This window comes from Niallia nealsonii (assembly GCF_002835805.1).
Lineage (GTDB): Bacteria > Bacillota > Bacilli > Bacillales > Cytobacillaceae > Niallia > Niallia nealsonii.
In genome coordinates this window covers 20186-44154 of sequence record NZ_PISE01000043.1, presented here as the reverse complement: position 1 = coordinate 44154, position 23969 = coordinate 20186, and the positions used below count along the sequence as shown (strand labels likewise).

Sequence of the window (23969 nt, the reverse complement as noted above, 5' to 3'; positions counted from 1 at the left end):
GGATACAATATTTTTTGTTATCCCTAAAAAGACCGTTTCCATAAGAAACAATCCTTTTCCCTCCATCTATTACTTTTCAATTTTTACTTCTTCTATTTGCAGCATGTAAGTTTGTGGATTTATGCCTTTAATAAACATGTTTAATTGATTTTTTTTCGTTAAAAGAATCAGCTCATGCATGGCTCGCGTACATGCCGTGTAAAACAGTTCTCTTTCTAATTCTGTATTATAAATAGAACTGTTATACAAAATAACCGCATCAAATTCAATTCCTTTCGCCAAATAAGCAGGAATGACCGAAATTCCTTTTTCATAGGAAATCGTTCCTTTTTCAATCAAACGCACTTCGATATGTTTTTTTAAATATTGATAAACTTGCTCACTTTCTTTTTTTGTTTTACAAATAAGGGCGATTGTTTGATACTTCTTCTTTTTTAATGTACAAATTCTGTTCAACGCAACTCCTGGAAGAAGATTAAGATCTTCTACTTCTACAATAACCGGCTTTTCTCCATGCCGGTTAAATGGTTCAATAATATCTCCATTCGCCGCAATTTCTTTCGTAAACTCGACAATTTCTTGTGTAGAACGATAACTTTTCGTTAGTACAATCCGTTCTATCTCTTTATGGTCCTCTTCTTTTAATTCATTGTTAGCATGGGCATAGATCGCTTGATTCACATCCCCTAATAAAGTCATTCTGCTATATGGATATAATTCCTTAATATAGGCCATTTGAAAAGGAGAATAATCTTGTGCTTCATCAATAAAAACCTGTTTAATGCCTGTATTTGATTTTTTGCCTTCCAGTCTATCTTTAAAATAGGCAAAAGGTGTTGCATCTTCATTCCATATTTTTTTATGCTTAAGATGCTCCATTGTTTTTACACAGATTGTTTCCCATGCATCAATTGGTAGTTCTTTTGGACGTTCTTCCATAAAAATGCCTTTATACATGGCAATATAATTAATAAATTCCAAATTTTTAATAAATTTATAAATGCCTTTAAAACGTCTATTTACAATAAATCTCCGCAATATTTTTTCTTCTTCCTCATATTGCGCGAATTCGCCGATTTTTTTATTTGATTTTTTTTGTGTTAATTTATAAGCTTTTAGATAATCTTCTTTATCTAATAAATCCATTTCTTCGTCTACCCAAACTTGCTTTCTTTCTTGTTTCGCATGTTTTTTCATTTCCTTTTGGATCCATTCTTTTAACAGTTCCATACGATTAGGAATAGAGCTTGTGGCATCGAACTCATAAAACTTCCTCGCTAATTCCTCTTTAGAAAAAAACACTTTGCCGCCAAAAGCAATTGTCTTAAAAATAATTCCATTTGTTGAAAATCTATGAATTTCTTCCTCTATTTTTTCTTTAAATGCTAAACTGCTTTTATATTCAATACTTTTTAGCCGGAAGGATGCTTTCTCTTGCTGCTCGGCATCTAACAAAATTTCTAATTGAGAAAAAGGATCCTCTACTTCTAATCCTTTGCCAACTCGATTAACTAAATACTCTAAAAAAGTAGATTGCTGCATATTCTCTTCCCCAAGCTCTGGCAATACGGTTGAAACATAACTATTAAAAAGTGGATTTGGCGAGAATAGCATAATATTATCTGCTGTTAATGTTTTTCTATGCCGATACAATAAATAAGCAACTCGCTGCAAGGCAGCCGATGTTTTCCCACTTCCTGCTACCCCTTGAACGACTAAAATTTTTTTAGAATCATTGCGGATTATTTTATTTTGTTCCTTTTGAATCGTTGCAACAATACTTTTCATCATTGTACTTGCTTGATTGCCAAGCACTTCTAATAATAATTCATCTCCAATTGTTACCCCTGTATCAAATAAACTAATGACTTTGCCGTTTCGAATGATGAATTGCCTTTTTAAAACAAGCTCTCCCTCCACTGCTCCTTCTGGGATTTCATATTTGGCAGGTCCTTTCGAATAGTCATAATAAATGCTCGAAATGGGGGCACGCCAATCATAAATATAAAAATTTTGTTCTTCTTTGTCCATAAATGACGCTATTCCTATATAAATTGCTTCTGTTTCTTCTCCATTTTCTTTAAAATCAATGCGGCCAAAATAAGGAGAGTATTTTAACTTATTTAAAGTATTTAATTGTTTATGTATTTGCCCATAACTTCTTTCTCTTTCCCCTAAAAGTTCTGCTTGCTGCTTAATGCTTGTAAAAGTTTCTAAAACATCATCAGCTTCATCAAAGTTGACGGTAACATCTTCCCAAAATGTTTTTCGCAATTGACCCACATCTCCGCTAATCAATTGACTATTCTTTTTGATTTTATTTATTTTTTCGCCAATTTCGCTAATGACATGATTAATTCGCTTTTGTTCTTGCAATACTTCATCACTTTTATTTTCTGTCATTTTCTGCACTCCTTCTAACTTGCAATTTGACAAGCAAATGCATTTATGATAATATTATTATAGATATTAAGACACTTTTTTAGATTAATACTATAATATCCTTATAATTATAACATATTCACTTAAAATAAAGCGATTAAATCCCATACTCTTTTAAAAGAGTATGGGATTTTTTTGTCCCTAAAACCTCCCCACTACAAGACCAAACTTTTAGTTCACATACAGACAACAAGGAAATGAAAAACATATCCTTTTATGCTTTTGCTGCTTTTTTCCAACAATAAGTGTATATCTTCTTTTTAAGTATACGTAGAAAAAGTAGAAAAATACTCCACTTGCCAATCTAATTATAGAAGATATATTCATTGCAGCTGCTATGGACGTTTTTTCTAATAAATATACACCAAACTGTGGAGCTATAAAAGCAATAAAATATTATAGTTGGATATATACATAGGCTTCTAATGTTTTCTTCTGTACTTTTTAATAAAGTATTAAATAATAATAAAACCGTTCCAGAAACAGATAATTCTGCAAATAAATTAATAATAACAATATAGCATAGATTAGTAGACAGGTTTGTCATGAACGGCGCACTCGCCATGCTAATGGAGACTAGAATAAGCATTTTTGCATGGGAATGTTTATCAGCCATTTTCGCCCACCATTTATAGCTGATTACTTGCCCAATAGAAATTGGCGACTGCAAAAAAGCGGATCCATATAAAAGGCTCTGTTAAAATCAGCTGTTGATTCTAGCTAAGAGCATTCGCTTTCCATAAAGCAAGCACCCTACCGTTTCTTCGTTGCTTTACACATGCAAGGTCTCTCCTCTCTCGCTTTTGGCGCAGGAGCCTCACACTTTCAGCTTCATTCAACGAGGTCTTATTGCCTGTTAAATGGGGATAAAAAAATCCCACTCCATAAAATGGAATAGGATTTTTTTATTATTGATTGGTGTTTTCCTCTTTTGTTTTTGTATCTTTTATTTCGTTTGTTGCAGTATCTTTTATATAATTATAGTCTTCACGATTAATTGGTGTAAAACCTTCCGGTGTGTAAAAACGAAGCAAATCTTTGCTGACAATGCTGTCTGAAGCTTTTAATTCAGCAGCTGTACTTTCCGCTTGCTTTTTACAATCTTCTCCTGCAACCAATTCACCTGTGTTAGTGTTATAACAATTATCCCCTAGTTTCGTTAAAGTTGGAGACACAAAATCACCATTTCGGAAAGGAATCGTTTCACGATGTTTATTCGATAACAAGTCAGATCCTACTTGCAAGTAATCTTTTGTATTCACTCCAAGTAGATGGAGAACAGTTGGCATTACATCCACATCGCCGCCATATTCAGTTACAACTTTACCTTCCACTCCAGGCGCGTGAATAAACAATGGTACACGCTGTAATTGTGCATTCATTAATGGTGTAATTTCATCAACATTCAGTACTTGTGCCATTGCTTTATTATGATTCTCAGAAATACCATAATGGTCTCCGTACATAACAATCATCGTATTATCATAAAGTCCTGCATCTTTTAAATACTGGAAGAATTGTTTAATAGATTCATCTAAATAATGCGCTGATTGGAAATAATTATTTACTACACTATCCTCTGTTGTCCCTGCTGGAAAATCAGTATCCCCCTCATCCATTGCAAATGGATGGTGGTTAGATAAGGTAATAAATTTTGTATAAAATGGTTTTTCTAGACTTTCAAGCATCGGCATACTTTCTTGAAAAAATGGAATATCTTTCATTCCGTAGTTTTTTGTATTTTCTTCTGACATATCGTAATACTCTGCATCAAAGAAATAATCATAGCCTAAAGATTTATACATTTCATTTCTGTTCCAGAATGTTTTATAGTTTCCATGGAATGCAGCTGTTGTATAGCCTTTTCCTTTTAAAATGGCAGGAGCTGATTGGAATGTATTTTGCGCTTTATTCACAAATACAGAACCTTGCGACATGCCATACAGGGAATTATCCATCATAAATTCTGCATCAGATGTTTTCCCTTGGCCTGTTTGATGGAAAAAATTCTCAAAATAGAACGTATTTTTATCCTGCGTCAACTTATTTAAAAACGGTGTTACTTCTTTACCCTCCAACTTATAGTTGATAATAAAAGATTGAAGTGACTCTAAAGAAATATAAATAACGTTTTTGCCTTCTGCTTTTCCAAAATATACTGCATTTGGATCAGAAAAATTAGCATTGATATAGTTTTGCACCTCTGTTATATCACTGCTGTCTGCAAGAGCTCTTTGGGACTCAGAACGGGCATTTTGCACAAGATCATAAACCGTAAAGTTATATGCCCCTAAATATTTTACTAAATAATTGCGGTCAAATGAACGGCTTAATAATTCTGGACGATCTATCTCAGCAAGGCCAAGATTAATAATAAATGTTAAAATAGCAAGAGCAAAAACGGATTTTGCTTTTCTTCTATTTGTTTGTATAACAGGTTTATAAACCTTTGTAGCGAGCAATACTACAAGTACAATAACATCTAAAAAGTATAAAATATCAAATGGTGTCACCAATGACAAAATACTGTCGCTTAGCTGGCCGCCATTTACTTTTACTTGCATCAAAACTGGAACGGTAATGAAGTCTGTAAAGAAACGGTAATACACAATGTTTGCATAAAGCAAAAAGGACATGATACCAGTAATAACAGTAATCATTACAGGCTGTGCTTTGCCTTTTATAAATAATGCAAGTCCGATAAAAAACAATGCGGAGCTTATTGGGTTAATAAATAAAAGAAACTGTTGAAATGCTCCTTCTACCCCTAGACTAAATTCAATTTTATAAGCTGCATATGTTTTAATCCAAAATAAAATAATGGCGATTAAAAAGAAAGAAGAATGTTGTGCAATGAATTTCTTCCATAATTTTACTGTACCTTTCAATCATTTTCACCTCAGTTCAATTAATAGCAAAAAAGAATCTTCTATCATGCGTTTATGCGTTGTTTCTTTTTTTTGAAAAAATCATTTTTTTGTGTGTTTTCTCTTCATTTTTTATTTACATGTTTTTTACAAATCAACGTAGAACATTATATCATATGCATAAAAAAAGAAAAACATAAAATTAACCCTTTTTTTCCAATTTTATCCCATACCAATACATTCCACTTTTTTAGAGGAGACTGTTCATTTGTTCTGTTGTTTTTTGCTCCTTTACCATTTCTTCATATAAACCAAATTAAAATCATCTTACATTAATTTATTATAAATATCTAGTAAAAACCTATTAATAGCATTAATATTAATATTCAGGCAATTAAACAAGGGTTAAAAAACAGGCAATTGTCTAAAGATAGGCTTATACTGAAAATATGTTTCACTAAATGCATATTTTCAATAAAAACAGGAGGTTTTCCTTTTGATTAATTGGAATCAGGAAGAATATATCGATATTTTAGAAAAATTAGTATCAATAAATAGTCCATCTGGCAATACAGAAAAAGTCATCCGTTTTATTGATAGTTTTTTAAAAGAACAATCTATTCCCACAATAAAAAATAATAAAGGAGGATTAATTGCTACCATTGAAGGTACTGAAAAAGAAAAACAGCGAATGCTTACTGCCCATGTAGATACACTTGGAGCCATGGTAAAGGAAATAAAGGAAAATGGGCGCCTTCGTCTTGATTTAATCGGCGGATTTACATACAACAGCATCGAAGGAGAAAATTGTACGATTGAAACGGCCTCTGGTAAAGTTTATACAGGTACCATTCTTCTCCATCAGGCGAGCGTTCATGTTTATAAAGATGCTGGCAAAATGGAACGCAGCCAAACAAATATGGAAGTTCGCATCGATGAAGTAGTTAAAAATCGAGAGGATGTAAAAAAATTAGGAATTAATGTCGGGGATTTTGTCTCTTTTTATCCAAGACTAGAGATTACAAAATCCGGGTTCGTCAAATCTCGCCATCTTGATGACAAAGCAAGCGTTGCTATCCTTTTATTGCTTTTAAAACAAATGAAAAAACAAAATATCAACTTGCCATATACGACAAATTTTTTAATTTCTAACAATGAAGAAATTGGCTATGGCGGAAACTCCAATATCCCCAAAGAAACAGTCGAGTATTTAGCAGTTGATATGGGCGCAATGGGAGATGGGCAATCAACAGACGAATATACTGTGTCTATTTGTGTAAAAGACGCAAGCGGTCCCTATCATTACGGCTTGCGCAAAAAATTAGTGCAATTAGCCCAAGCAAACAAAATAGACTACCAATTGGACATTTATCCATATTACGGTTCTGATGCCTCTAGCGCCATTCGTGCTGGCTTTGACATTGTCCATGGTTTAATCGGCCCTGGCATTGATTCATCCCATGCTTATGAACGCACACATGTTTCTTCCATTGAAGCAACTGCCAAACTTATTTATCATTATCTATTATCTGATATGTAAAAGAAAACTTCTGATTAAGGGATTGCCATTAAGCCCATTTTTAGCGCTATTGGATATCCCTTTACCTTTCAAAGATTGCTATATCCTTCGATCTCTTTTAAGGTCTTTTTCCCTTTTGCAGCTCGGCAATCGATAAACCAAAATCCATTTGCAAATGAGGATAGTCTTTAAAATTAGCCCAATCTCCTCCCCATTCAAATCCTAACGATTTGGCTATGTCCACCACTTCCATCCAGTCGCTTCTGCCATTCTCATTTCCATCATATTCCATATCCCAAATAGTTGTGCCACTATTGTTTAAAAGGGCAAAATCAATCGCCAAACCGTAGTTATGATAAGATTCGCCACCTTTTGCATGTGTAACGATGGCTCCTTCTTCGGTCCGGCCTTTATTGTAGAGAGCATCTTGTTCTTCTACACTGCGAAATCCCTCTATAATGACCACCTGAATCCCTTTATCTAAAGCTTGACTCACCAACAAATCTCTTTTTCCGACAATTATTTCATGAAGCGATGTCGGAAGAGGTGTTTTACTGAGCTCTTTTTCCTTATGCTGTTTCCAAAATACTACAAGCAAAACACCAATTATAATAAGCATCATCCTTGTTGATCCATGACGTTTTCTTTTCTTTTTCAACAATAAAACTCCTTTTTTTCAGAAAAGCTTAATATGTTTTTTAAAAAGCATTTAAATATTTATTAATCGTAAGAGATATTTCCCTTTGTTGCAAACAAAAAGCCGCACTTTTTGTAAATCTATAAAAGTGCGGTCACTATTTTATTTTTCCTTGAATTTTTTTATCCTGCATGAATAGGTAGTAGAGTCTTAACAGAAAAAAGGAGCCATTTAGGGAGACGTGCCCTTAAACGCTCGACTGATTGTTCGTTTTTCTTTATTTCCTAATTCTGATCATGCCTGCTTGTATGAACAAGCTTTTTCGCTTCAAAATATAATACTTGAATAAACTTTTTCGTATGAATTTTCACTTGTTTATTATGATTGGATTTCTCGTTTTTTAATTCCGTCATTTTATTTCGGACAATCGAAAAATCAAAAAATTTCAAGGCGTAATTTTCGAATTTAGGGTTTGTAAAATCTGTTAGCCCAATGCTTGCCAAGTGGGTAATCGATTGATTAATCGCTCTTCTTACCCTCTGCTCACTCGCTTTTGTTTCTCGAAGAACTTCAATAGGGGAAGCAGTTTCGCCCACTCGGTATTTGGAAATGCCTTCAAAAATTTCTTTCATAGAAGGAAAATTCATTTCAAACGTATCATTTGCTTCATGATTATATAGGTGTTGAATAATATCGATTAAATCCTTGCTGCCGTTTTCTCCAATAATCCCTAACTCTGACAATAAAAATTCTACCGCTTCTATTATACTGTACTGTTTGCTAAGAGATTCTACGGCTCTTTCTCCAATAGATTTTTCGAAAACACCATTTAGTGAGCGTCTAATAGTTTCCACTGTTTTTTCTAAAGATATAATTTGACTCACCTTTTTTGCTATCGTTAAAAATTCCGTTTTATTAATAGGTTTGGTAACATAATATTCAATGCCAAGTGTGTATGCTTCTCCAATCAGCTCTTTTGATTCCACTTGTGAAAGCATAATTGTTTTTCCTTTAAATGCTCCATTCCAGGAACGGATAGTTTCAATACCATCACGCACCGGCATTAATAAATCGATGATAACAATATCAACATTTTTAAAGTTCAACACTTGACTAGTAACAGCTTCTCCATTATCAGCTTCCCCGACGACTTCGCCTAAATCTTCATCTTCAATAATATGCCGCAACAAAGAACGAATTACTTCGTCATCATCCACTAAAAAAAACTTCATAAATAGTTACTCCTTTATTAAACATTCTTTCGGTAATTCTATCATAAATTTTGTTCCTTCATTCGGAATCACAGCATGTGCTATTTTCCCTCCATAACCTACAATCATTTCTTTACTGTAGGATAATCCTATCCCAGTAGATGAAATACCTTCCCCATTAAATTTAAGAGAAAATCCAGGTTTATAAATCAATTCATTGTATTTATCTTCAATTCCCATGCCTGTATCCATTACTTCTAAACGGATCCATTCCTTTTCTTCCGATTTTTCATATGCAGATATGGTAATTTCTCCTGTATGTTCGATTGCTTCTATACTATTAGCCACTAAATTATTTAAAATTGACAATAAAAAGTAGGCTTCATAAAGGTCATCAGAAACATCTAGTTCAAGAGAAAAATTTATTTGTTTGCCTAAGGACTCTGCATACCTATCATTTGATTTGATGATTATATGTAATAAATCTTTTAGATGCATATATTCAGAAAATTTTTCACTTGTAATTAACTTGGAAATCCCTGCATAAATTCGTTGATTATCTTTTTTTATATCGTGAATATCTCCTGCAATTTTTAAAGCTGTGTAACTTAATTTTTTCGCCTCTTGATCTGATAACATTCCCTTTTTTAAGGAACGATACAATTCATATGATTCTTGTGTAATAACTTCAACATTCTTTAATGTTTTTTTTACATGAATACTTTCTTCATATAAATTCGATAACAATAATAAAAGATGATCATTTTTGCGTTTTATTTCTTCTTCCCTAATTTTTGCTTCGTAGATTACAAACATACTATAAAAAGAGACAACAAAAAAACTGCGAAAAACTGCGATAATGCTAATTTGGAAAATAGAGCCTCCCTCTATTTTTGCTCCTACAATATAATATTGTACAGTCAGCTCTGCTACTTGGCTTATCAGCTCCAAACATATCCCGAATAATCCTATCATTAAAACCTGATGCTGAAATTTTTTTACCTTTAATAGATAAAAAAACAATGCATAAGTGAAATAATAAAAACATGCCGGTAAACGGACGTAAAAAGAGTCTGTAAAAATATAGGGATTCCATTGGAACCAATCTAGAATTAATCGAAAAAGAACGATAGAAAGACTTGTCATTATTCCTGCAATAAGGATTTTGTTTTGATTTAAAAACAACAATAAAAAAAAGAAAATAGTTGGTCCGAAGCTGACCCGAAACTGATCATTTAAAGGAAAAAATTTAAATTCTCCAGCAATCGGCACCATAATAACCATCAATATAATAATTATCGTATTGGATTGAAGCAATTTATGTAATTTCATTGGGTCCCCCACACTTTTGTTGCCACTAGTATATCTATTGTCAGCATACAATTCAATGCCCCAAATAGTGACAGCATGAACGAACAGTTAATCTAAGAAAGAAAAAAGAAAAAAAGAGTGATGGTAATCACCCTTTTTTATGCCGCTTTCGCTTCTTCGGCAGATTTTTTCACTTCAGCAATATACTTTTTTGATTTTTCTTCATCAAACTCGCCTTCCCATTTGCTCATCACAATGGTTGCTAATGCATTTCCTACTACGTTAACAACGGTACGAAGCATATCCATAATACGGTCGACACCTAGTATTACAGCAATGCCTTCTACCGGTATATTCATCGAACTTAATGTAGAAACAATAACAACAAATGATGCACCAGGAATGCCTGCAATACCTTTAGAAGTAAGCATTAATACTAATACAAGCATAATTTGTTGAGCAATAGAAAGTTCAATTCCTGCCATCTGTGCGATAAATAAACAAGCAATACTTTGATAAATGGTAGATCCATCTAAGTTAAATGTATATCCTGTTGGAATAACAAAAGAAGCAATCGATTTTGGGCAACCAAATTTCTCCATTTTATCCATTAATCTCGGCAGTACAGCTTCAGAACTTGCCGTACTATAAGCTAATATCAATTCATCTTTTAATACTTTTAATAGTGTAAAAATATTTACTTTCGCGATTTTTGCAACAATTCCTAACACAACTATAACAAAGAAAATCATTGTTATATAAACTAGTATAACTAATTTTGCTAGTGGTATTAATGTGCCGACACCAAATTTAGATATAGTCACACCAATTATTGCAAATACACCAAATGGAGCAAACTTCATCACTTGGTTTGTCACCCAGAACATGGCGTCTAGCACCCCTTCGGTGACAGATAAAACCGGTTTTCCTTTTTCTCCAATTGCAGCTACTCCTAAACCAAATAGCACACAGAAGAAAATAATTGGCAATAAATCAGCATTTGCCATACTTGAGATAACATTTGTTGGCACAATGTGTGTTATGATATCCCCAATCCCATGGCTGTCTTTTGTCGCTTCAGAAGATTGCTGATATTGAGAAATATCTGACTTTTCCAATCCCTCTTGGTTCACTCCAAGACCTGGTTGGAACACATTCCCTACAAGCATACCAAAAAGAATGGCAATTGTTGTAATTATTTCAAAGTAAAGAATAGTCTTTCCGCCTAATCTTCCTAACTTTTTAATATCTCCAACTCCTGCAATAGAAACGATTAATGCTGCCACAACAATTGGCACAACAATCATTTTTATTAAGTGTAGAAAAATATCTCCAATTGGAGTTAATATGCTAATTAGCAATTCACTTCCATGAAATATTGCTCCAACCGCAACGCCTAGAACTAGTGCGATTAATATTTGAATAGCTAAACCATATTTTTTCACACGATTTCCCCCTTTTTCTGTTTTCTTATGCTAAAGTGAATAGACATAGTTATTAATATAAAACACACTCTACTTAAAGTGACAAAAAACGACAAAAAAATTCTTTCTACACATATTTCATTTTCATTTTTTTGATTATCTTCTTCCTATTATTAAATCTTTTTATATAAAAAAACATTTGGTCTTCTAACCAAATGTTTTCCCCTATAAGATATATATGAAAGAAAACTTCTTTCTCTAATAACAAATTCTCTTTTCTTCTATTATAACTGCTACCTATAGAAAGAAGTTCTCACTTGCTTTTAAAATGCTGTTTTTGCACCTAAATAGCGACTGCTCCAATAACTATTGCTCATGCTGGTAATTGTTACACCTGTTGAACTTCCTGAATGAATAAATTGATTATTGCCGATATAAATGCCTAAATGAGATGGTCCTGTACCTGTTTCATAAAATACAAAATCGCCAACCTTTGGTGAAGAAACCGTTTTCGTTGCATTCCATATGGTTGCAACCGTTCTAGGAATGGAAATACCGACTTTATTAAACACATAATTTACATAACCGCTGCAATCAAAGCCAGATGGTGTACTGCCTCCCCATACATATGGAACGCCGATATATTTTTTCGCTTCTGCCACTACAGCACTTGCTTTTGCTGTACTGGAACTAGTAGAGCCAGTAGAACTAGAAATACTCCCTGTACTGCTAGTAGTTTTTGTACTTGGAATTATAAGAGACTGCCCTATTTTAATAACATCACTCTTTAAGTTATTGATCTCTTTTAGTTTTGCCACCGTTGTATTTTTTGCTTTTGCTATTTTGGATAAAGAATCTCCAGATTGTACGGTATAATGAGTATTTGCTGTATTGGAACTGGCAGAGCTAGTAGTATTTCCTGTACTGCTAGTAGTTTTTGTGCTTGGAATCATAAGAGACTGCCCTATTTTAATAGCATCACTCTTTAAGTTATTGATCTCTTTTAGTTTTGCCACCGTTGTATTTTTTGCTTTTGCTATTTTGGATAAAGAATCTCCAGATCGTACAGTATAATGAGTATGTATAGGCAACAGCGATAAATTTTGGCCCACTTTAATAAAATCTGTTGTCAGTCCATTATATTCTTTTATTTTAGCTACTGTTAGATTATAAGTTTTTGAGATTTTCGATAGTGAATCTCCTGATTTTACCTTATAGTTCTTTTCATGTGCACTGGCATTTCCTTGAAACGCAGTAAATAATAATCCTGTTGCGGTCGCTATTGTTAGTAGTTGCTTTTTCATTCCTATAAACTCCTTTGTTGGTAAAGTGAATCTTTCATCAGTAGAGAGCGTTTTCTATTTCCCCACTGAATGTGAGTGGAACCAATCGGGCTTTTACGGGCAAGTTTATCCCCCAACTAGATTTTTCTAATCTCTCCTATAATCCTTAGGCGGGAATCTTACTGCCCGTTTATGCACGATAAATTACTGACTGTCTATCTATCATTTATTCTAAGTAGTAAAAGTTTACATTCCTATCTATAAAAAATGGGTAAGATGGTAAAAATATTATATTTTTACATTTATAGGGATTAAAAGAATAAAAAACTAGTAAAAAATATGTATAAGTGCCTATTAAACTATACATTTCTTCGCCCTTTTTCAACAAAATTAGGACAATAATTACAGCAATATTTCTATTTCCTTAAATTCCCGAAAAATTGCCTTATTGGGCAGTCCGCTAATAATCATTATCTATTTCCAAAAGTAATGACAACATGGACCTTTTATTGAATGATTGAATCGTATTCCTACAACAAATAATTTGACCATTTTATAAAGAACAATCAACAAACTTCTCTTTTATTCTCCGTTGCCTCTTTTTTCCCCTTTCTCCTTTCCTCCCCACTAGAGGATGAACAAAAAAGAGCAGCCCAATAGATGATAAAATCAACTTATTGGATTGCTCTTTTATTATTAGTTTAAGGCTTATGGTCAAAGGGAGACCCCGTTTTAACAGGTAGCCATTAGGTAAGAAAACGAAATTCTGTTGTGCTTCCTGTTTGTCCTGCGATCACTTCTAGACGGACTTCCATTCTTTCTTTTATCTCTGGTACATGGGAAATGATTCCTACTAATCTTCCAGTACTTTGAATGTCCATTAATGTTTCAATTGCTTGGTCTAACGACTCAGGATCTAATGTTCCAAACCCTTCATCAATAAACATCGTTTCTAATGAAACACCCCCAGCATAGTTTTGCACAACATCTGCTAAGCCAAGGGCCAATGATAGTGCTGCTTTAAAACTTTCTCCACCAGATAATGTTTTCACATGTCTTTCTTGTCCTGTGTATTGGTCAAATACGAGCAGTTCTAATCCGCTTTGCACATTGCCTTTTGAGCGGTCTGCCTTTCTTACTAGCTGATAGCGGCCGCTTGTCATTTTTAAAAGCCTGCTGTTGGCTTCTTGTAAAATATCATCTAAAAATGCTGCCAATACAAATCGTTCAAATGTAATGCGATATGTATTTTGCCCCCTTGTAATATCATATAAATGCCCTACTAGTTTATATTGCTCTTCCAGCTCTTTGATTTCCTCATTAAGCTCTGTCACTTCGTCGTTTATCTGTTTATTCTCTTTTATGTTGATAAGCAAGTTAGTTTGCTCTTGCTGCAAGTTTTGCAAGCATGCATCCAACTTGTCTAATTCTGTCTTTACTGCTTCTATATCCGGTTTTTCTGTATGTTTGAGCATTTCATATAAATCTTGATATCTATCACTGACCGATCGATATTCTTCTCGGTATGCTTGAATCTTTTTCAATAGTCCTTCTATTTCCACTTCCGGCAATTTCGCTGCCATAAATAAACTATATGTCTCAAAGCCTTGTTGTTTCATATTCTCAAGAAAAATAGTCCGCTCTTGTTTTAACTGTTCTTTTAATTCTAGTAGGCGAATATTTAGTTCTTCTTGTTTCGTTGTTTCTATTTGCCATAATTCTTTCGCTTTTTCTAATGCCTTTTGCGCCTCTTTTAAAGCATTTTCTAGTCTAGCTAACTCCTGCTGCTCTCGGTGGATGGCCTTTTGATAGCGATTGACATCTCGAAGCTCTTCCGGGATTGTTTTTTTAATATTTGCTATTTCTGCCTGTTGTTCCGCAAACAAGATCGATAATTTTTGCACCGTTTCATTCGTCTTTTCCTGGTCTAGTGTTACGTTTTGAATCTGCCCTTCAATATTTCTTAACGATTCCTCTGCCTTTTGCGATTTTTTAATCGATTCTTCTAATAGTTGTTGCTCTTTTTTCATTCTTGCAGCATCTTTTGTTATTTGTTCGTAACATTCAGCTGCTGTTTCACTTGAAAAATAATCTATACTGTGTTGTATTTCCTTTATCCAACCCTTTTTTTCTTCTTCCAAAAATGTTTTTTCTGTTAAAAGCTTTATAAAAGCATTTTCTGCATTAAACTTTTCTTGTTCTAATTTCTGTGTATCTGCTTTTGCTGCCTTTATATCTTCTTCTCCTACAAAAATTCCAGCATTTTTGCTCGCTAATTGAGGATGGGTGGTACTTCCACAAACTGGGCAAGGAGCATCATTCTCCAATGATTCTGCCAAAAAATAGGCTTGTGCAGCATGGGAATCTCTTTGTAATTTCTCTAAAAGTTTCAAACTATCTTCATAACGAAGCTGGACATTTGTCCTTTCTTTTTCCCTTTTATCTAACATCAAAACTAAGCTATCTATTTTTTGCGCCACTAGTTTGTATTTCTCTATCTTTTCGACTAGATATTGTACATTTATTAAGCGTTCTTTATTGGCTAAAAATGTTAGTTGATCCTTATCTAGCTGCTGTTTCTCTTTTTTGAACAGCCCTAGCATGTCTTCTAATTTTTTTTGTTCCACCAAAAGGGCAGATTTTTTTGTTTCCCTTTCTTTTAAATCCTGGGATAGCAGAAACAGATTTTTTTCTTTTTCTGCAAATAGCTGAACATGTTGCTGAATCGATTTTAAATAGGAGAGATGCTCGATTAATTGTTTCCTTGCTGGCTCTTTTTGTTCTTCTTCTTTAAATTTCTGTTCAGAAAGCTCCCAGCCCCGTTTCACATCTGCTAACTTTTGTTTGCTGCCCGCAAGACTTGCTTCATTTTTATCAATTTGCCTTTTTAAATGATGGCATATTTCTTCCTGCTTTGTCAGCAAGTTGGCTTTTTGCGCTAACTGGACTGTTTTTTCTTTTTCTTTGTACTCCTCTTGTTTGGCAACTAATTCTTCTTTTTTTAGGCCAAGTGCATCCCGAAGTTCCATTTGCTTTAATATATTTTCCCCATCAAAAAGCTGTTGTTTTAATTTATCTCGATCGCTGCTTTTTTCTTTTAACGTTTCTTTCATTTTTTGCAGCTTACTTTCCATGATCTCTATTTCTTTCTCTAATAATGGAAGCAACATAATATCATTTTCCGGGTTTTCTTTTAAGGCCTCCTGCAAGGCTTCATGATAGACACTTTTTATATGGCTAAGCCTATTTGTACGCTTAACCAGCTGCTGTTCTACTGATTTTTTTAACCCAGTTGCCTGTTCTTTTAATTTTTCTTCCACTCGTTTATACATTTCTGTATGAAAAAGTTTTTGTAAGATGGCTTCTTTATCCTTACTATCTGACGTTAATAGCTTCCGAAACTCCCCTTGAGGAATCATAAGAATTTGCCGAAATTGATTGCTGTCAATTTGTATGATTTCTTTTATCTTTTCATCTACATCCCGAATAGAAGAGGCAACAAGTTTTTTTTCCCCATTCTCATCAAATGCATACAACTCTGCGGTGGCACCAATCGTACGATATCCATCTCCACGTTCTTTCTTTTTTTCTTGCTGGGGAGTTCGAATAATTAAATATTGTTTATTGCGAAGTTTAAATTCAAGCTTCACTTCTGTCAGAAGAGAATCCTTTGCAAACTGACTTCTTAATTCTGGACCATTTCGATCTTCGCCACTTGCCTTTCCATAGATAGCATAGCTAATTCCATCAAATATCGTTGTTTTTCCAGATCCGGTTTTCCCTGAGATCACAAACATTGTCCGGTTGCCAAGAACATTGAAATCAATCACTTCTTTATTAGCATAGGGACCAAAGGCCTGCATCGTTAACTTTAAGGGTCTCACGTTCTTTTCTCCTCTCCCCTACACTCATCTATTACTTTTTCCATTATTAAACGCTTATCTTCCGTAAAAGGAGAAGTTGTCATTTCTTTATAAAAGGAAGCAAATAAATCTAGTTCTGTTTTTTGTTTTTCTTTTTTTGTCGCAAACGACTGTTTTTGCTTTTGATCGAGATTATCCCTTTTTCTTTCTAAATGAAGCACATTTGGATACACTTGGCGCAGTTTATTAATTGGATCTAATATTGCTCCATCATCTAAAAGAGTTATTTTTAAGTAGTCATCTAGCTTTTGTTTTTCAAAAAATTTGGGATCCAATAATTCCTCTAAATACCCTTCTAATTCCCGCATATCCCTTTTAGGGGTAAAGGAATGATAGGTTTCTGTAAACTTTCCATCCTCTGTTATTTCGATAATAGAAACAGATTTATTTTGTTTTGCCTCTGAAAAGGAATATTTCATTAACGAACCAGAATATTTTACACAAGGATGGTTCAAAGCATCTGGACTGTGCAAGTGGCCTAATGCCGTATATGTAAACGGGGAAAATAGTTCTGCACCAACACAGCCAGTACCGCCAACAGAAAGAACCCGTTCTGAATCAGTGGTTTTCCCTCCAAGTACAAAACTATGCCCCACTAATATGTTAGGTACAGATGAATCCATTTGTTCAGCTATTTTATTCACAATGGCTTCCATTGCATCATGATGGGAAACAATTTTTTCATCTGCTAAATACTGTCGAACAATTGCTGGCTCACAATATGGAACTAAATAAAAATGAACCCCTTTAAGAGAAACAGGTTTAACACTATTTTCAATTTTCCCATTTAAATAAAACTTATTTTGCTGATACCAAGAGCTTCCAAATGATAAACGCTCTGCACTATCATGGTTGCCGGATATCGCAATAATCGGTGTGTTTAACTCCACATTAATTGTATACAAAACCTCGTCCAATAAATTGATTGCATCGAGGGGAGGAATTGAACGATCATATAAATCTCCTGCTATAACAACTGCATCAGGTTTCTCTTCTTTCACAAGGTCCACAAACTGATTTAATATATGCCTTTGATCTTCTGTCATATATAGGCCATGTACAAGTTTGCCTAAATGCCAGTCAGCTGTATGAATAAATTTCACAAATGTCCTCCTATTCTTTTTTCATTTCTTTTGCCATCTATTAAACTACTTTCCCTATTATAACAAATAATCTCCAGCAAGAAGGTGTGAATCTATTCCATTCCCCCTATTGATAAAGAAGGTAGCTTTAGCTGCAAGTAAAACACATGCAAAAAAGCTGTCATTCTAAAAGAATGACAGCTTTTCATTTATTAAATTTATTATTATATTTTTGTTACATTAGCAGCTTGTGGTCCACGAGCTCCTTCAACCACTTCAAAAGAAACCTCTTGACCTTCTTCTAATGCTTTGAATCCTTCTACTTGGATTGCTGAATAATGTACGAATACATCATTTCCGTCTTCTGCTTCAATAAATCCAAAACCTTTTTCTGCATTGAACCATTTTACTTTACCGTTTTTCATATGAAAAAATCCTCCTATAAGCTTACAAAAGCTTTGTGTAAAATTTACCATTTTAAAAAGCGCATAAAGCATTTCTACTTTCAATCTCTCAAACAATTATTATTCGATCATTTGAATCGTAAATACCAAATACGTTTCATAACGGTTAATGTAAATTTAACATCTTTAACTATTTCCGTCAATAGAAAACCCTTTCATTTTTCAGAAAATTACTCATAAAATACTAATTTCTTAGAAGCAAATCCTTCATTTATTTGTATTCTACTACTCTATTCCTTACTCAATATTATAGCGAGATAAGTTTTGAATAGACTGAATCATAATATCTAACTTTGCTTCAATCCGATTTAATAAGTAGAAGCTTACAACAATCGGAAATCCAACTTGGCTGATAAAAGAAATAATCTCATTCAATGTGTCATCTTCACTCCTTTGCTAGTTGAGACCATGGATAATTGGATTTCCATGTTCCCAACTTTTCTTTTTAATTGGCTGTTTTCGTATAGATTATTGCTTTTAAACTCAAGCGCACTTCGCTCTGCCCCTCGCCTATCTCGCATTCCCTCAGGAGTCTACGTGTATTCCATCTACTTAAACCTACTTCTTCCACTTTTCCGGTTAAAAATAATAAAACTTTAAGAGAATAACCTTTTAATTAAACTTCATAATCAGTAACATTGCGTTCAATAAGACGTATCCCTTGTGCAGAAACAAACGCTCCATTTGTTGTCACAAAAATATTCGCTTGAATAATGCTTTGCATAGCCGCTAAAATTTTTTGTGTATCAACAGGCTCAATTGGACCATCTAATGATATTTTTGTCGTTTTTCCATTTTCATTTCCAAATGTTAATTCCAGCATTTTCGCCATTTCCTTTTCCTCCCTTTATATTTTATATAAAATAAGCACTATACTGATTTCTCGTTCATTCATAAAAATATCCTTTTGCAATGAATGAACCAGAAATCCCCTAATCTACTAAACTATCATTATTTAGATAAATCAAAACTGTCATTTTTCACAACCGATTCAAGGGGATAGCTTACTAACGAAGCCAAAGCCTGTGTCACTTGCATAATTTCTTCTGCTGTAGCGGCATCTTTAATATTTCGTAATGATTTACTGCTATAAATAGATTCACCGTTTTCCTTCATACCTGTTCGAAAATTCATTTTCACCACTGTTTCCATAAATTTTGCTTGTGCCATTTTCTCACCTCCCTTCACCCTTTATATAGAAAAATACAAAAAAAAAAGACAGGGTGATTATTTCTTTTCTCTATTTTTAGGGAAATTTAGTTATTTGAATAAACGAACATCCTCACCTTTTCATACTATATTGCAACTGAACTTATGGGGGAAAATACAATGGAGTTATTAAAAGAGTATTTAAATGAAAACTATTATATATTAATACCTGTTTTATGGGTGCTAGGGTATGCATTAAAACAGACACCAAAAATTGTAGACTGGCTTATTATTTGGATTTTGCTTGCCTCATCTGTCCTCCTTGCAATATTTGCTTACGGGTTTACTTTTCAAGCGATAACTAACGGTATTTTAGCAACAGGTGTGTCCGTTCTAGGCCATCAAATGTGGAATAAACAAAATCCTTTTAAACAAAAAAATGAAAAAAAACCATGAGTTGCATTTTAAAATGTACCCTATAGAATAGACAATTAAAAAAGTCTATCTATAGGGTATTTTTTTGTATAATTATAAATAGACAACATAGTAGAGACTGGGGGAAATTATGAGTAAAAAGACATTTACAGATAAAGAGATCAACCTATTATCAGCTAACCCTTATACAAAATCGGTAAGCACTAAAAGGATTACCTACACCGATGAGTTTAAGAGGATATTTATTGCGGAGAAGGAAAAAGGGAAATTTTCTAGACATATCTTTGAAGAATGTGGATTTGATACAGAAATCATTGGAATGGTAAGAATCAATGCAGCAAGTAAAAGATGGCAAGCAGCATACAAAAAGAACGGTGTAACCGGATTAAGCGACACTAGAGCTGGAAATTCTGGACGTTCTTTAGAAAGAGAGCTTTCCCTCGAGGAAAAGAATCTACGCTTAGAAGCACAAATCAACCTATTGAAAGCAGAAAATGAGCTCTTAAAAAAGATTCGTTTTGCGGAAAGGGGGATGAAAAAGTAGTACGGCCTCCAAGCCGAAAATATATTCTTATTCGTTCTGTGATAGAAAAATACCAATTAACAAACAGGGTAAGTTACCTTTGTGAGATAGCTGAGGTTTCAAGAAGTGGATACTATCATTACTTTTCTTTGGAGTCACAGGATCGAAGAAAACAAAAGGATAAAGAGGATGAAGAAGTAAAAGAAAACCTATTAAAGGCATTCCGTTTTAGGGGCTGTAAAAAAGGGGCACGTCCAATTAAAATGACTTTGGCGGGTCAATTTAGTGTTGTCTACAATTTGAAAAGGATTGGAAGAAATACGGTATTATTTGCCCCATCCGAAAGGCAAATCCTTATAGACGAATGATGAAAGCCACACAAGAACACAGAGTTGTACCAAACCTATTGAACCGACAATTTAAGCAAGATATCCCTGGGAAAGTACTCCTAACCGATATCACCTATTTGTTTTATGGGAAGGGTCAGAAAGCCTATTTGTCGACAATTTAAGATAGTTCAACCAATGAAATTTTGGCCTATCATGTATCAGACCCTATCACGATGGATTTAGCTACAGACACCTTTCTAAAGTTAAAGAAGAATCGAAATTTTAGAAAAGCAGAAGATGCATTGGTACACTCTGATCAAGGGACCCACTATACACACCCTGACTTCCAAAAACTAGTGAAGAAACTTGGATTACGTCCATCTGGAAACTGTTGGGATAACACTCCTCAAGAATCCTTCTTTGGTCATTTTAAAGACAAATCCACTATTAAATCATGTACAACTCTAGACGAACTAAAACATGAAATTAAGCAATATATGATTTATTACAATCACTACAGATATCAATGGAATTTAAAAAAGATGACCCCTGTTCAATACAGAAATCATCTTCTTAAATCCGCCTAGCCTTTTTTAAAATGTCCTTTACAAAGGGTACACTTTATTTAAGCTCATGGTTTTTTTTCATTTTTCCGTCCTATTTATGTCATTTCTCATACATATTTTAATTTCCAATAAAGTGTAACTTCAATCAGATTTCTCCCCACCTAAAATGTCTCGTTTTCTCTTATCATCCCTTAGGTGGGGAGCAAAAGCCTGTTAATGCGTGATAAAAACCATCACACTTATATAGTAGGAAAATAATCATAATTGATAATCGCCTCATCATCATCTTACTCTCATTTCCTCTCTATATAGAGCAAATATATCATTTGAATGATGCATCTAATTGTTTCGCTAGTCTTCTGTAAGAATAAAGCATGGCAATTCTCCATGGAACAATCATGCTAAATGCCAATATCCAGAACATGCCGCTTAATTGGCCTACATCAATAGTACTGCTTAGTATCAGCTTGGCAATAATTCGAATGGCTAATAAACCAAATAATATAAAAACAAATGCTCGTGAACGCTTTAAATAGATATCGTTTTCACGAACTTCAAATTTAGATGTTTTAATCAAAAGAATAGAAAATAACATACCAATGATTGCTGCTTCCACTATTTCCTTTCCTGTAACAGCAAAAATCGGAGATACAAACATAAGTGCACCTGTACTCATAAAGAGTGGAGGAAGAATAATTTTTTTTGCAGAAACTGGTTTTTTTGCCGCCTTCATACGAGCAAAAGTAACAGCTATTCCCATAAAAACAGCAATAACAGATGAAATAATGACCGATGTCATTTATTATATCCCCTTTTTAATCTAATAATTGTTTTCCTATTATTATACTAAATCTAAAAACTTAGTATACCATGTATTCCAACATAGTAAAATGGATATGATCCACTTTATCATATCCTTTCCATGCAAAAATTTCTATGTAGTTTTTATTGCCAAAAGTTCTTTTTTACTTTTTAACGCCATAATATTTCTGCCAATTTACATGCTTTTTATTAACCGAGGACTCTATTTATGGCATCTATTACTCTATTTTCATCAAAAGGTTTCACAATAAAATCTTTTGCACCTGCCTCAATCGCCTCTACTACCATCTTCTGCTGTCCCATTGCAGAACACATAATAATTTTTGCATCAGAAAATTCATTTCGTATTTCCTTGACTGCATCTAATCCGCTCATTTCAGGCATCGTAATATCCATTGTGACAATATCAGGATCCAACTCGCGAAACAAGCGAATAGCTTCTTTCCCATTCTCCCCTTCACCAACCACCACATGATTTGCTTTTGTGAGAATATTAGTAAGAGTCATTCTCATAAACTTTGCATCATCCACAATTAATATTCTTGCCAATATTGTTTCCTCCTTAACACGCAACAGAAGTTCAAAATTAATACCATTGTACCATTTACAATGGTACAATATTCACTATATCTAAAATTCCCATTCTTTTCAATATAAATATTTATCGATTCGATTGTTAAAGAACAGATTTCAGCTCCCATTATCAAATAAGTGAAAAATATAGTTGTTCTATAAACAACTCCCCTATTTATCCAAATAAGAGAACATGAATCACATATTTTTTAAAAACCAGTAAACTCTCCAAACAGAGGACTTAAAATACCATTAATCCATACCATGCCATTAAAGTATAGCACTACTCCCATCACAAGCATCATCGCTCCACCTATATTCATCCATAAGTGATTATATTTTCTTAACTTCTTTGTACTCCCAATAAAAAAGGTAAGCAGCAAAAAAGGAATAGAGAATCCTAGTATATAGCTCCCCATATAAACAAAACTAGATTCAGGGTTTGTCCCTGCAAGAGTAAGGACAGCACCTAAAATAGGTCCATTGCAAGGAGTCCAGCCAGCAGCAAAGCTCATCCCAATAAGAAAAGTGCCAAAAAAACCAGAAGGTCGATTTTTAAATGAATAACGATGTTCCTTTATTAAAAAGGATGGCCTTATCACCCCTAAAATAAATAGACCAAATATAAAAATAATGATGGCCCCTACTCTTCTTATTTCATCTTGATACATATAAAAAAAATTGCCGATAAACGATGTTCCATAAGCCATAGCAATAAAAATAAAAGAAAACCCAAAAAGAAATAAGATGGTATGCAGAAAACTTTTTCTATGCAACAACACACTTTCTTGTTTCATTTCTTCAAGTGACATTCCTGTTATGTAGGATAAAAATGCTGGATAAAGGGGCAAACAACAAGGAGATATAAAACTTAAAAATCCCGCTCCTAAAGCTAAAAATAAATTAATATCCGTCAAAAATGACCCTCCTTTTTTCCTGCCTTTCTATTTACTTATATGTCCTCTGTCAAAATATATGTCGATATCAATTTTTTTGCATTTAATTCCAAGTATCGTTATAATTATCTTAATAAAGGTTTTTCATTTTTTTACAAATAAGCAGAAAATTTAAAATATATACACATTAAACTATTGCTCCAAATAGCAGATACACTTCCACTCTGCTACTTTCCAAGTTGTTTGTAAGCAGTGGCAGCAATTTAATTACTTCCATGCTTTTTATGCAAACCCATCCTATTATAAAATGGAAAGGACAAACAGCGATGTCAAAAGGACACTTACTGTATCTAATTGAATCTAAAAGAGAAGAATTAATAAATATTGCAAAAAAATATGGTTTTTCTGCACATGCAACCATTGCTTGCAGCCAAGAATTAGATCAATTATTAAATAAATATAACACACACGAAAAAAAATAAAAACGTATGTCTTCTTCCTAATTAATGCCAT

Annotated in this window: 20 protein-coding genes and 1 pseudogene; 4 read left to right on the top strand and 17 right to left on the bottom strand. The window is 33.6% G+C overall.

The annotated features are described in order from the left end of the window. Positions 1–69: 69 nt before the first annotated feature. From helD to CWS01_RS17385, 3 genes are all read right to left on the bottom strand, one after another. Positions 70–2403, bottom strand: a complete 2334-nt coding sequence (helD, locus tag CWS01_RS17395; RefSeq protein WP_101178443.1) for an RNA polymerase recycling motor HelD — start codon at positions 2401–2403, stop codon at positions 70–72. Positions 2404–2746: 343 nt separating this feature from the next. After that, positions 2747–3058 carry a hypothetical protein gene (locus CWS01_RS17390; RefSeq protein ID WP_101178442.1) on the bottom strand — a complete coding sequence of 104 codons (312 nt, stop codon included), beginning with the start codon at positions 3056–3058 and terminating at the stop codon, positions 2747–2749. 292 nt (positions 3059–3350) lie between these two features. Next, entirely contained in the window at positions 3351–5330 is a 1980-nt protein-coding gene (locus CWS01_RS17385; protein ID WP_101178441.1) for an LTA synthase family protein, read from the bottom strand. A gap of 478 nt (positions 5331–5808) precedes the next feature. Between CWS01_RS17385 and CWS01_RS17380 the strand changes: the two genes are divergently transcribed. Next, positions 5809–6849: a M42 family metallopeptidase gene (locus tag CWS01_RS17380; RefSeq protein ID WP_407938581.1), complete on the top strand. Its 1041-nt coding sequence runs from the start codon at positions 5809–5811 to the stop codon at positions 6847–6849. A 97-nt stretch (positions 6850–6946) separates the two neighbouring features. Here CWS01_RS17380 and CWS01_RS17375 read toward each other — a convergent pair whose 3' ends face one another. From CWS01_RS17375 to CWS01_RS17325, 11 genes are all read right to left on the bottom strand, one after another. After that, positions 6947–7450, bottom strand: coding sequence for a M15 family metallopeptidase (locus tag CWS01_RS17375; RefSeq protein ID WP_101178501.1), 504 nt, complete (start codon positions 7448–7450; stop codon positions 6947–6949). Positions 7451–7749: 299 nt separating this feature from the next. Continuing rightward, a complete protein-coding gene (locus CWS01_RS17370; protein WP_101178439.1) occupies positions 7750–8697 on the bottom strand; it encodes a response regulator in 948 nt (315 codons plus the stop codon). A gap of 6 nt (positions 8698–8703) precedes the next feature. Continuing rightward, positions 8704–10008, bottom strand: a complete 1305-nt coding sequence (locus CWS01_RS17365; RefSeq protein WP_101178438.1) for an ATP-binding protein — start codon at positions 10006–10008, stop codon at positions 8704–8706. 137 nt (positions 10009–10145) lie between these two features. Continuing rightward, positions 10146–11432 carry a cation:dicarboxylate symporter family transporter gene (locus CWS01_RS17360; protein WP_101178437.1) on the bottom strand — a complete coding sequence of 429 codons (1287 nt, stop codon included), beginning with the start codon at positions 11430–11432 and terminating at the stop codon, positions 10146–10148. Between the two features lie 302 nt (positions 11433–11734). Then, entirely contained in the window at positions 11735–12715 is a 981-nt protein-coding gene (locus CWS01_RS17355) for a C40 family peptidase (RefSeq protein ID WP_101178436.1), read from the bottom strand. Positions 12716–13440: 725 nt separating this feature from the next. Further along, entirely contained in the window at positions 13441–16578 is a 3138-nt protein-coding gene (locus CWS01_RS17350) for an AAA family ATPase (RefSeq protein ID WP_101178435.1), read from the bottom strand. Then, positions 16575–17720: an exonuclease SbcCD subunit D gene (locus tag CWS01_RS17345; RefSeq protein WP_101178434.1), complete on the bottom strand. Its 1146-nt coding sequence runs from the start codon at positions 17718–17720 to the stop codon at positions 16575–16577. The genes CWS01_RS17350 and CWS01_RS17345 overlap by 4 nt, the downstream gene beginning before the upstream one ends. Before the next feature lie 203 nt (positions 17721–17923). Further along, positions 17924–18124, bottom strand: a complete 201-nt coding sequence (locus CWS01_RS17340; protein WP_101178433.1) for a cold-shock protein — start codon at positions 18122–18124, stop codon at positions 17924–17926. 276 nt (positions 18125–18400) lie between these two features. After that, entirely contained in the window at positions 18401–18538 is a 138-nt protein-coding gene (locus tag CWS01_RS17335; RefSeq protein WP_101178432.1) for a YvrJ family protein, read from the bottom strand. A 241-nt stretch (positions 18539–18779) separates the two neighbouring features. Next, positions 18780–18995, bottom strand: coding sequence for a DUF2922 domain-containing protein (locus CWS01_RS17330; protein WP_101178431.1), 216 nt, complete (start codon positions 18993–18995; stop codon positions 18780–18782). Positions 18996–19114: 119 nt separating this feature from the next. Then, positions 19115–19333, bottom strand: a complete 219-nt coding sequence (locus CWS01_RS17325; protein WP_101178430.1) for a DUF1659 domain-containing protein — start codon at positions 19331–19333, stop codon at positions 19115–19117. A 159-nt stretch (positions 19334–19492) separates the two neighbouring features. On the opposite strand from CWS01_RS17325, the gene CWS01_RS17320 reads away from it, so the two are divergent. Together CWS01_RS17320 and CWS01_RS17315 are read left to right on the top strand one after the other, a co-directional pair. Next, the gene (locus CWS01_RS17320) at positions 19493–19768 is read left to right on the top strand and encodes a phage holin family protein (RefSeq protein ID WP_101178429.1); all 276 of its coding nucleotides are present in this window, start codon (positions 19493–19495) and stop codon (positions 19766–19768) included. 109 nt (positions 19769–19877) lie between these two features. Then, a pseudogene (locus CWS01_RS17315) lies at positions 19878–21186 on the top strand (IS3 family transposase). Between the two features lie 301 nt (positions 21187–21487). Here CWS01_RS17315 and CWS01_RS17310 read toward each other — a convergent pair. From CWS01_RS17310 to CWS01_RS17300, 3 genes are all read right to left on the bottom strand, one after another. Next, positions 21488–21964: a CcdC family protein gene (locus CWS01_RS17310; RefSeq protein WP_101178428.1), complete on the bottom strand. Its 477-nt coding sequence runs from the start codon at positions 21962–21964 to the stop codon at positions 21488–21490. Between the two features lie 212 nt (positions 21965–22176). Next, the gene (locus CWS01_RS17305) at positions 22177–22536 is read right to left on the bottom strand and encodes a response regulator (RefSeq protein ID WP_101178427.1); all 360 of its coding nucleotides are present in this window, start codon (positions 22534–22536) and stop codon (positions 22177–22179) included. A 233-nt stretch (positions 22537–22769) separates the two neighbouring features. Further along, a complete protein-coding gene (locus CWS01_RS17300; RefSeq protein ID WP_101178426.1) occupies positions 22770–23477 on the bottom strand; it encodes a cytochrome c biogenesis CcdA family protein in 708 nt (235 codons plus the stop codon). A gap of 305 nt (positions 23478–23782) precedes the next feature. On the opposite strand from CWS01_RS17300, the gene CWS01_RS17295 reads away from it, so the two are divergent. Next, positions 23783–23938, top strand: a complete 156-nt coding sequence (locus tag CWS01_RS17295; protein ID WP_101178500.1) for an aspartyl-phosphate phosphatase Spo0E family protein — start codon at positions 23783–23785, stop codon at positions 23936–23938. Positions 23939–23969 lie beyond the last annotated feature (31 nt).

Coding starts and splice junctions, on each gene's coding strand:
- CWS01_RS17310 (WP_101178428.1), bottom strand. CDS start 21,964: ATGACATCGGTCATTATTTCATCTGTTATTGCTGTTTTTATGGGAATA.
- CWS01_RS17330 (WP_101178431.1), bottom strand. CDS start 18,995: ATGGCGAAAATGCTGGAATTAACATTTGGAAATGAAAATGGAAAAACG.
- helD (WP_101178443.1), bottom strand. CDS start 2,403: ATGACAGAAAATAAAAGTGATGAAGTATTGCAAGAACAAAAGCGAATT.
- CWS01_RS17370 (WP_101178439.1), bottom strand. CDS start 8,697: ATGAAGTTTTTTTTAGTGGATGATGACGAAGTAATTCGTTCTTTGTTG.
- CWS01_RS17325 (WP_101178430.1), bottom strand. CDS start 19,333: ATGGCACAAGCAAAATTTATGGAAACAGTGGTGAAAATGAATTTTCGA.
- CWS01_RS17355 (WP_101178436.1), bottom strand. CDS start 12,715: ATGAAAAAGCAACTACTAACAATAGCGACCGCAACAGGATTATTATTT.
- CWS01_RS17365 (WP_101178438.1), bottom strand. CDS start 10,008: ATGAAATTACATAAATTGCTTCAATCCAATACGATAATTATTATATTG.
- CWS01_RS17320 (WP_101178429.1), top strand. CDS start 19,493: ATGGAGTTATTAAAAGAGTATTTAAATGAAAACTATTATATATTAATA.
- CWS01_RS17295 (WP_101178500.1), top strand. CDS start 23,783: ATGTCAAAAGGACACTTACTGTATCTAATTGAATCTAAAAGAGAAGAA.
- CWS01_RS17340 (WP_101178433.1), bottom strand. CDS start 18,124: ATGAAAAACGGTAAAGTAAAATGGTTCAATGCAGAAAAAGGTTTTGGA.
- CWS01_RS17375 (WP_101178501.1), bottom strand. CDS start 7,450: ATGATGCTTATTATAATTGGTGTTTTGCTTGTAGTATTTTGGAAACAG.
- CWS01_RS17390 (WP_101178442.1), bottom strand. CDS start 3,058: ATGGCTGATAAACATTCCCATGCAAAAATGCTTATTCTAGTCTCCATT.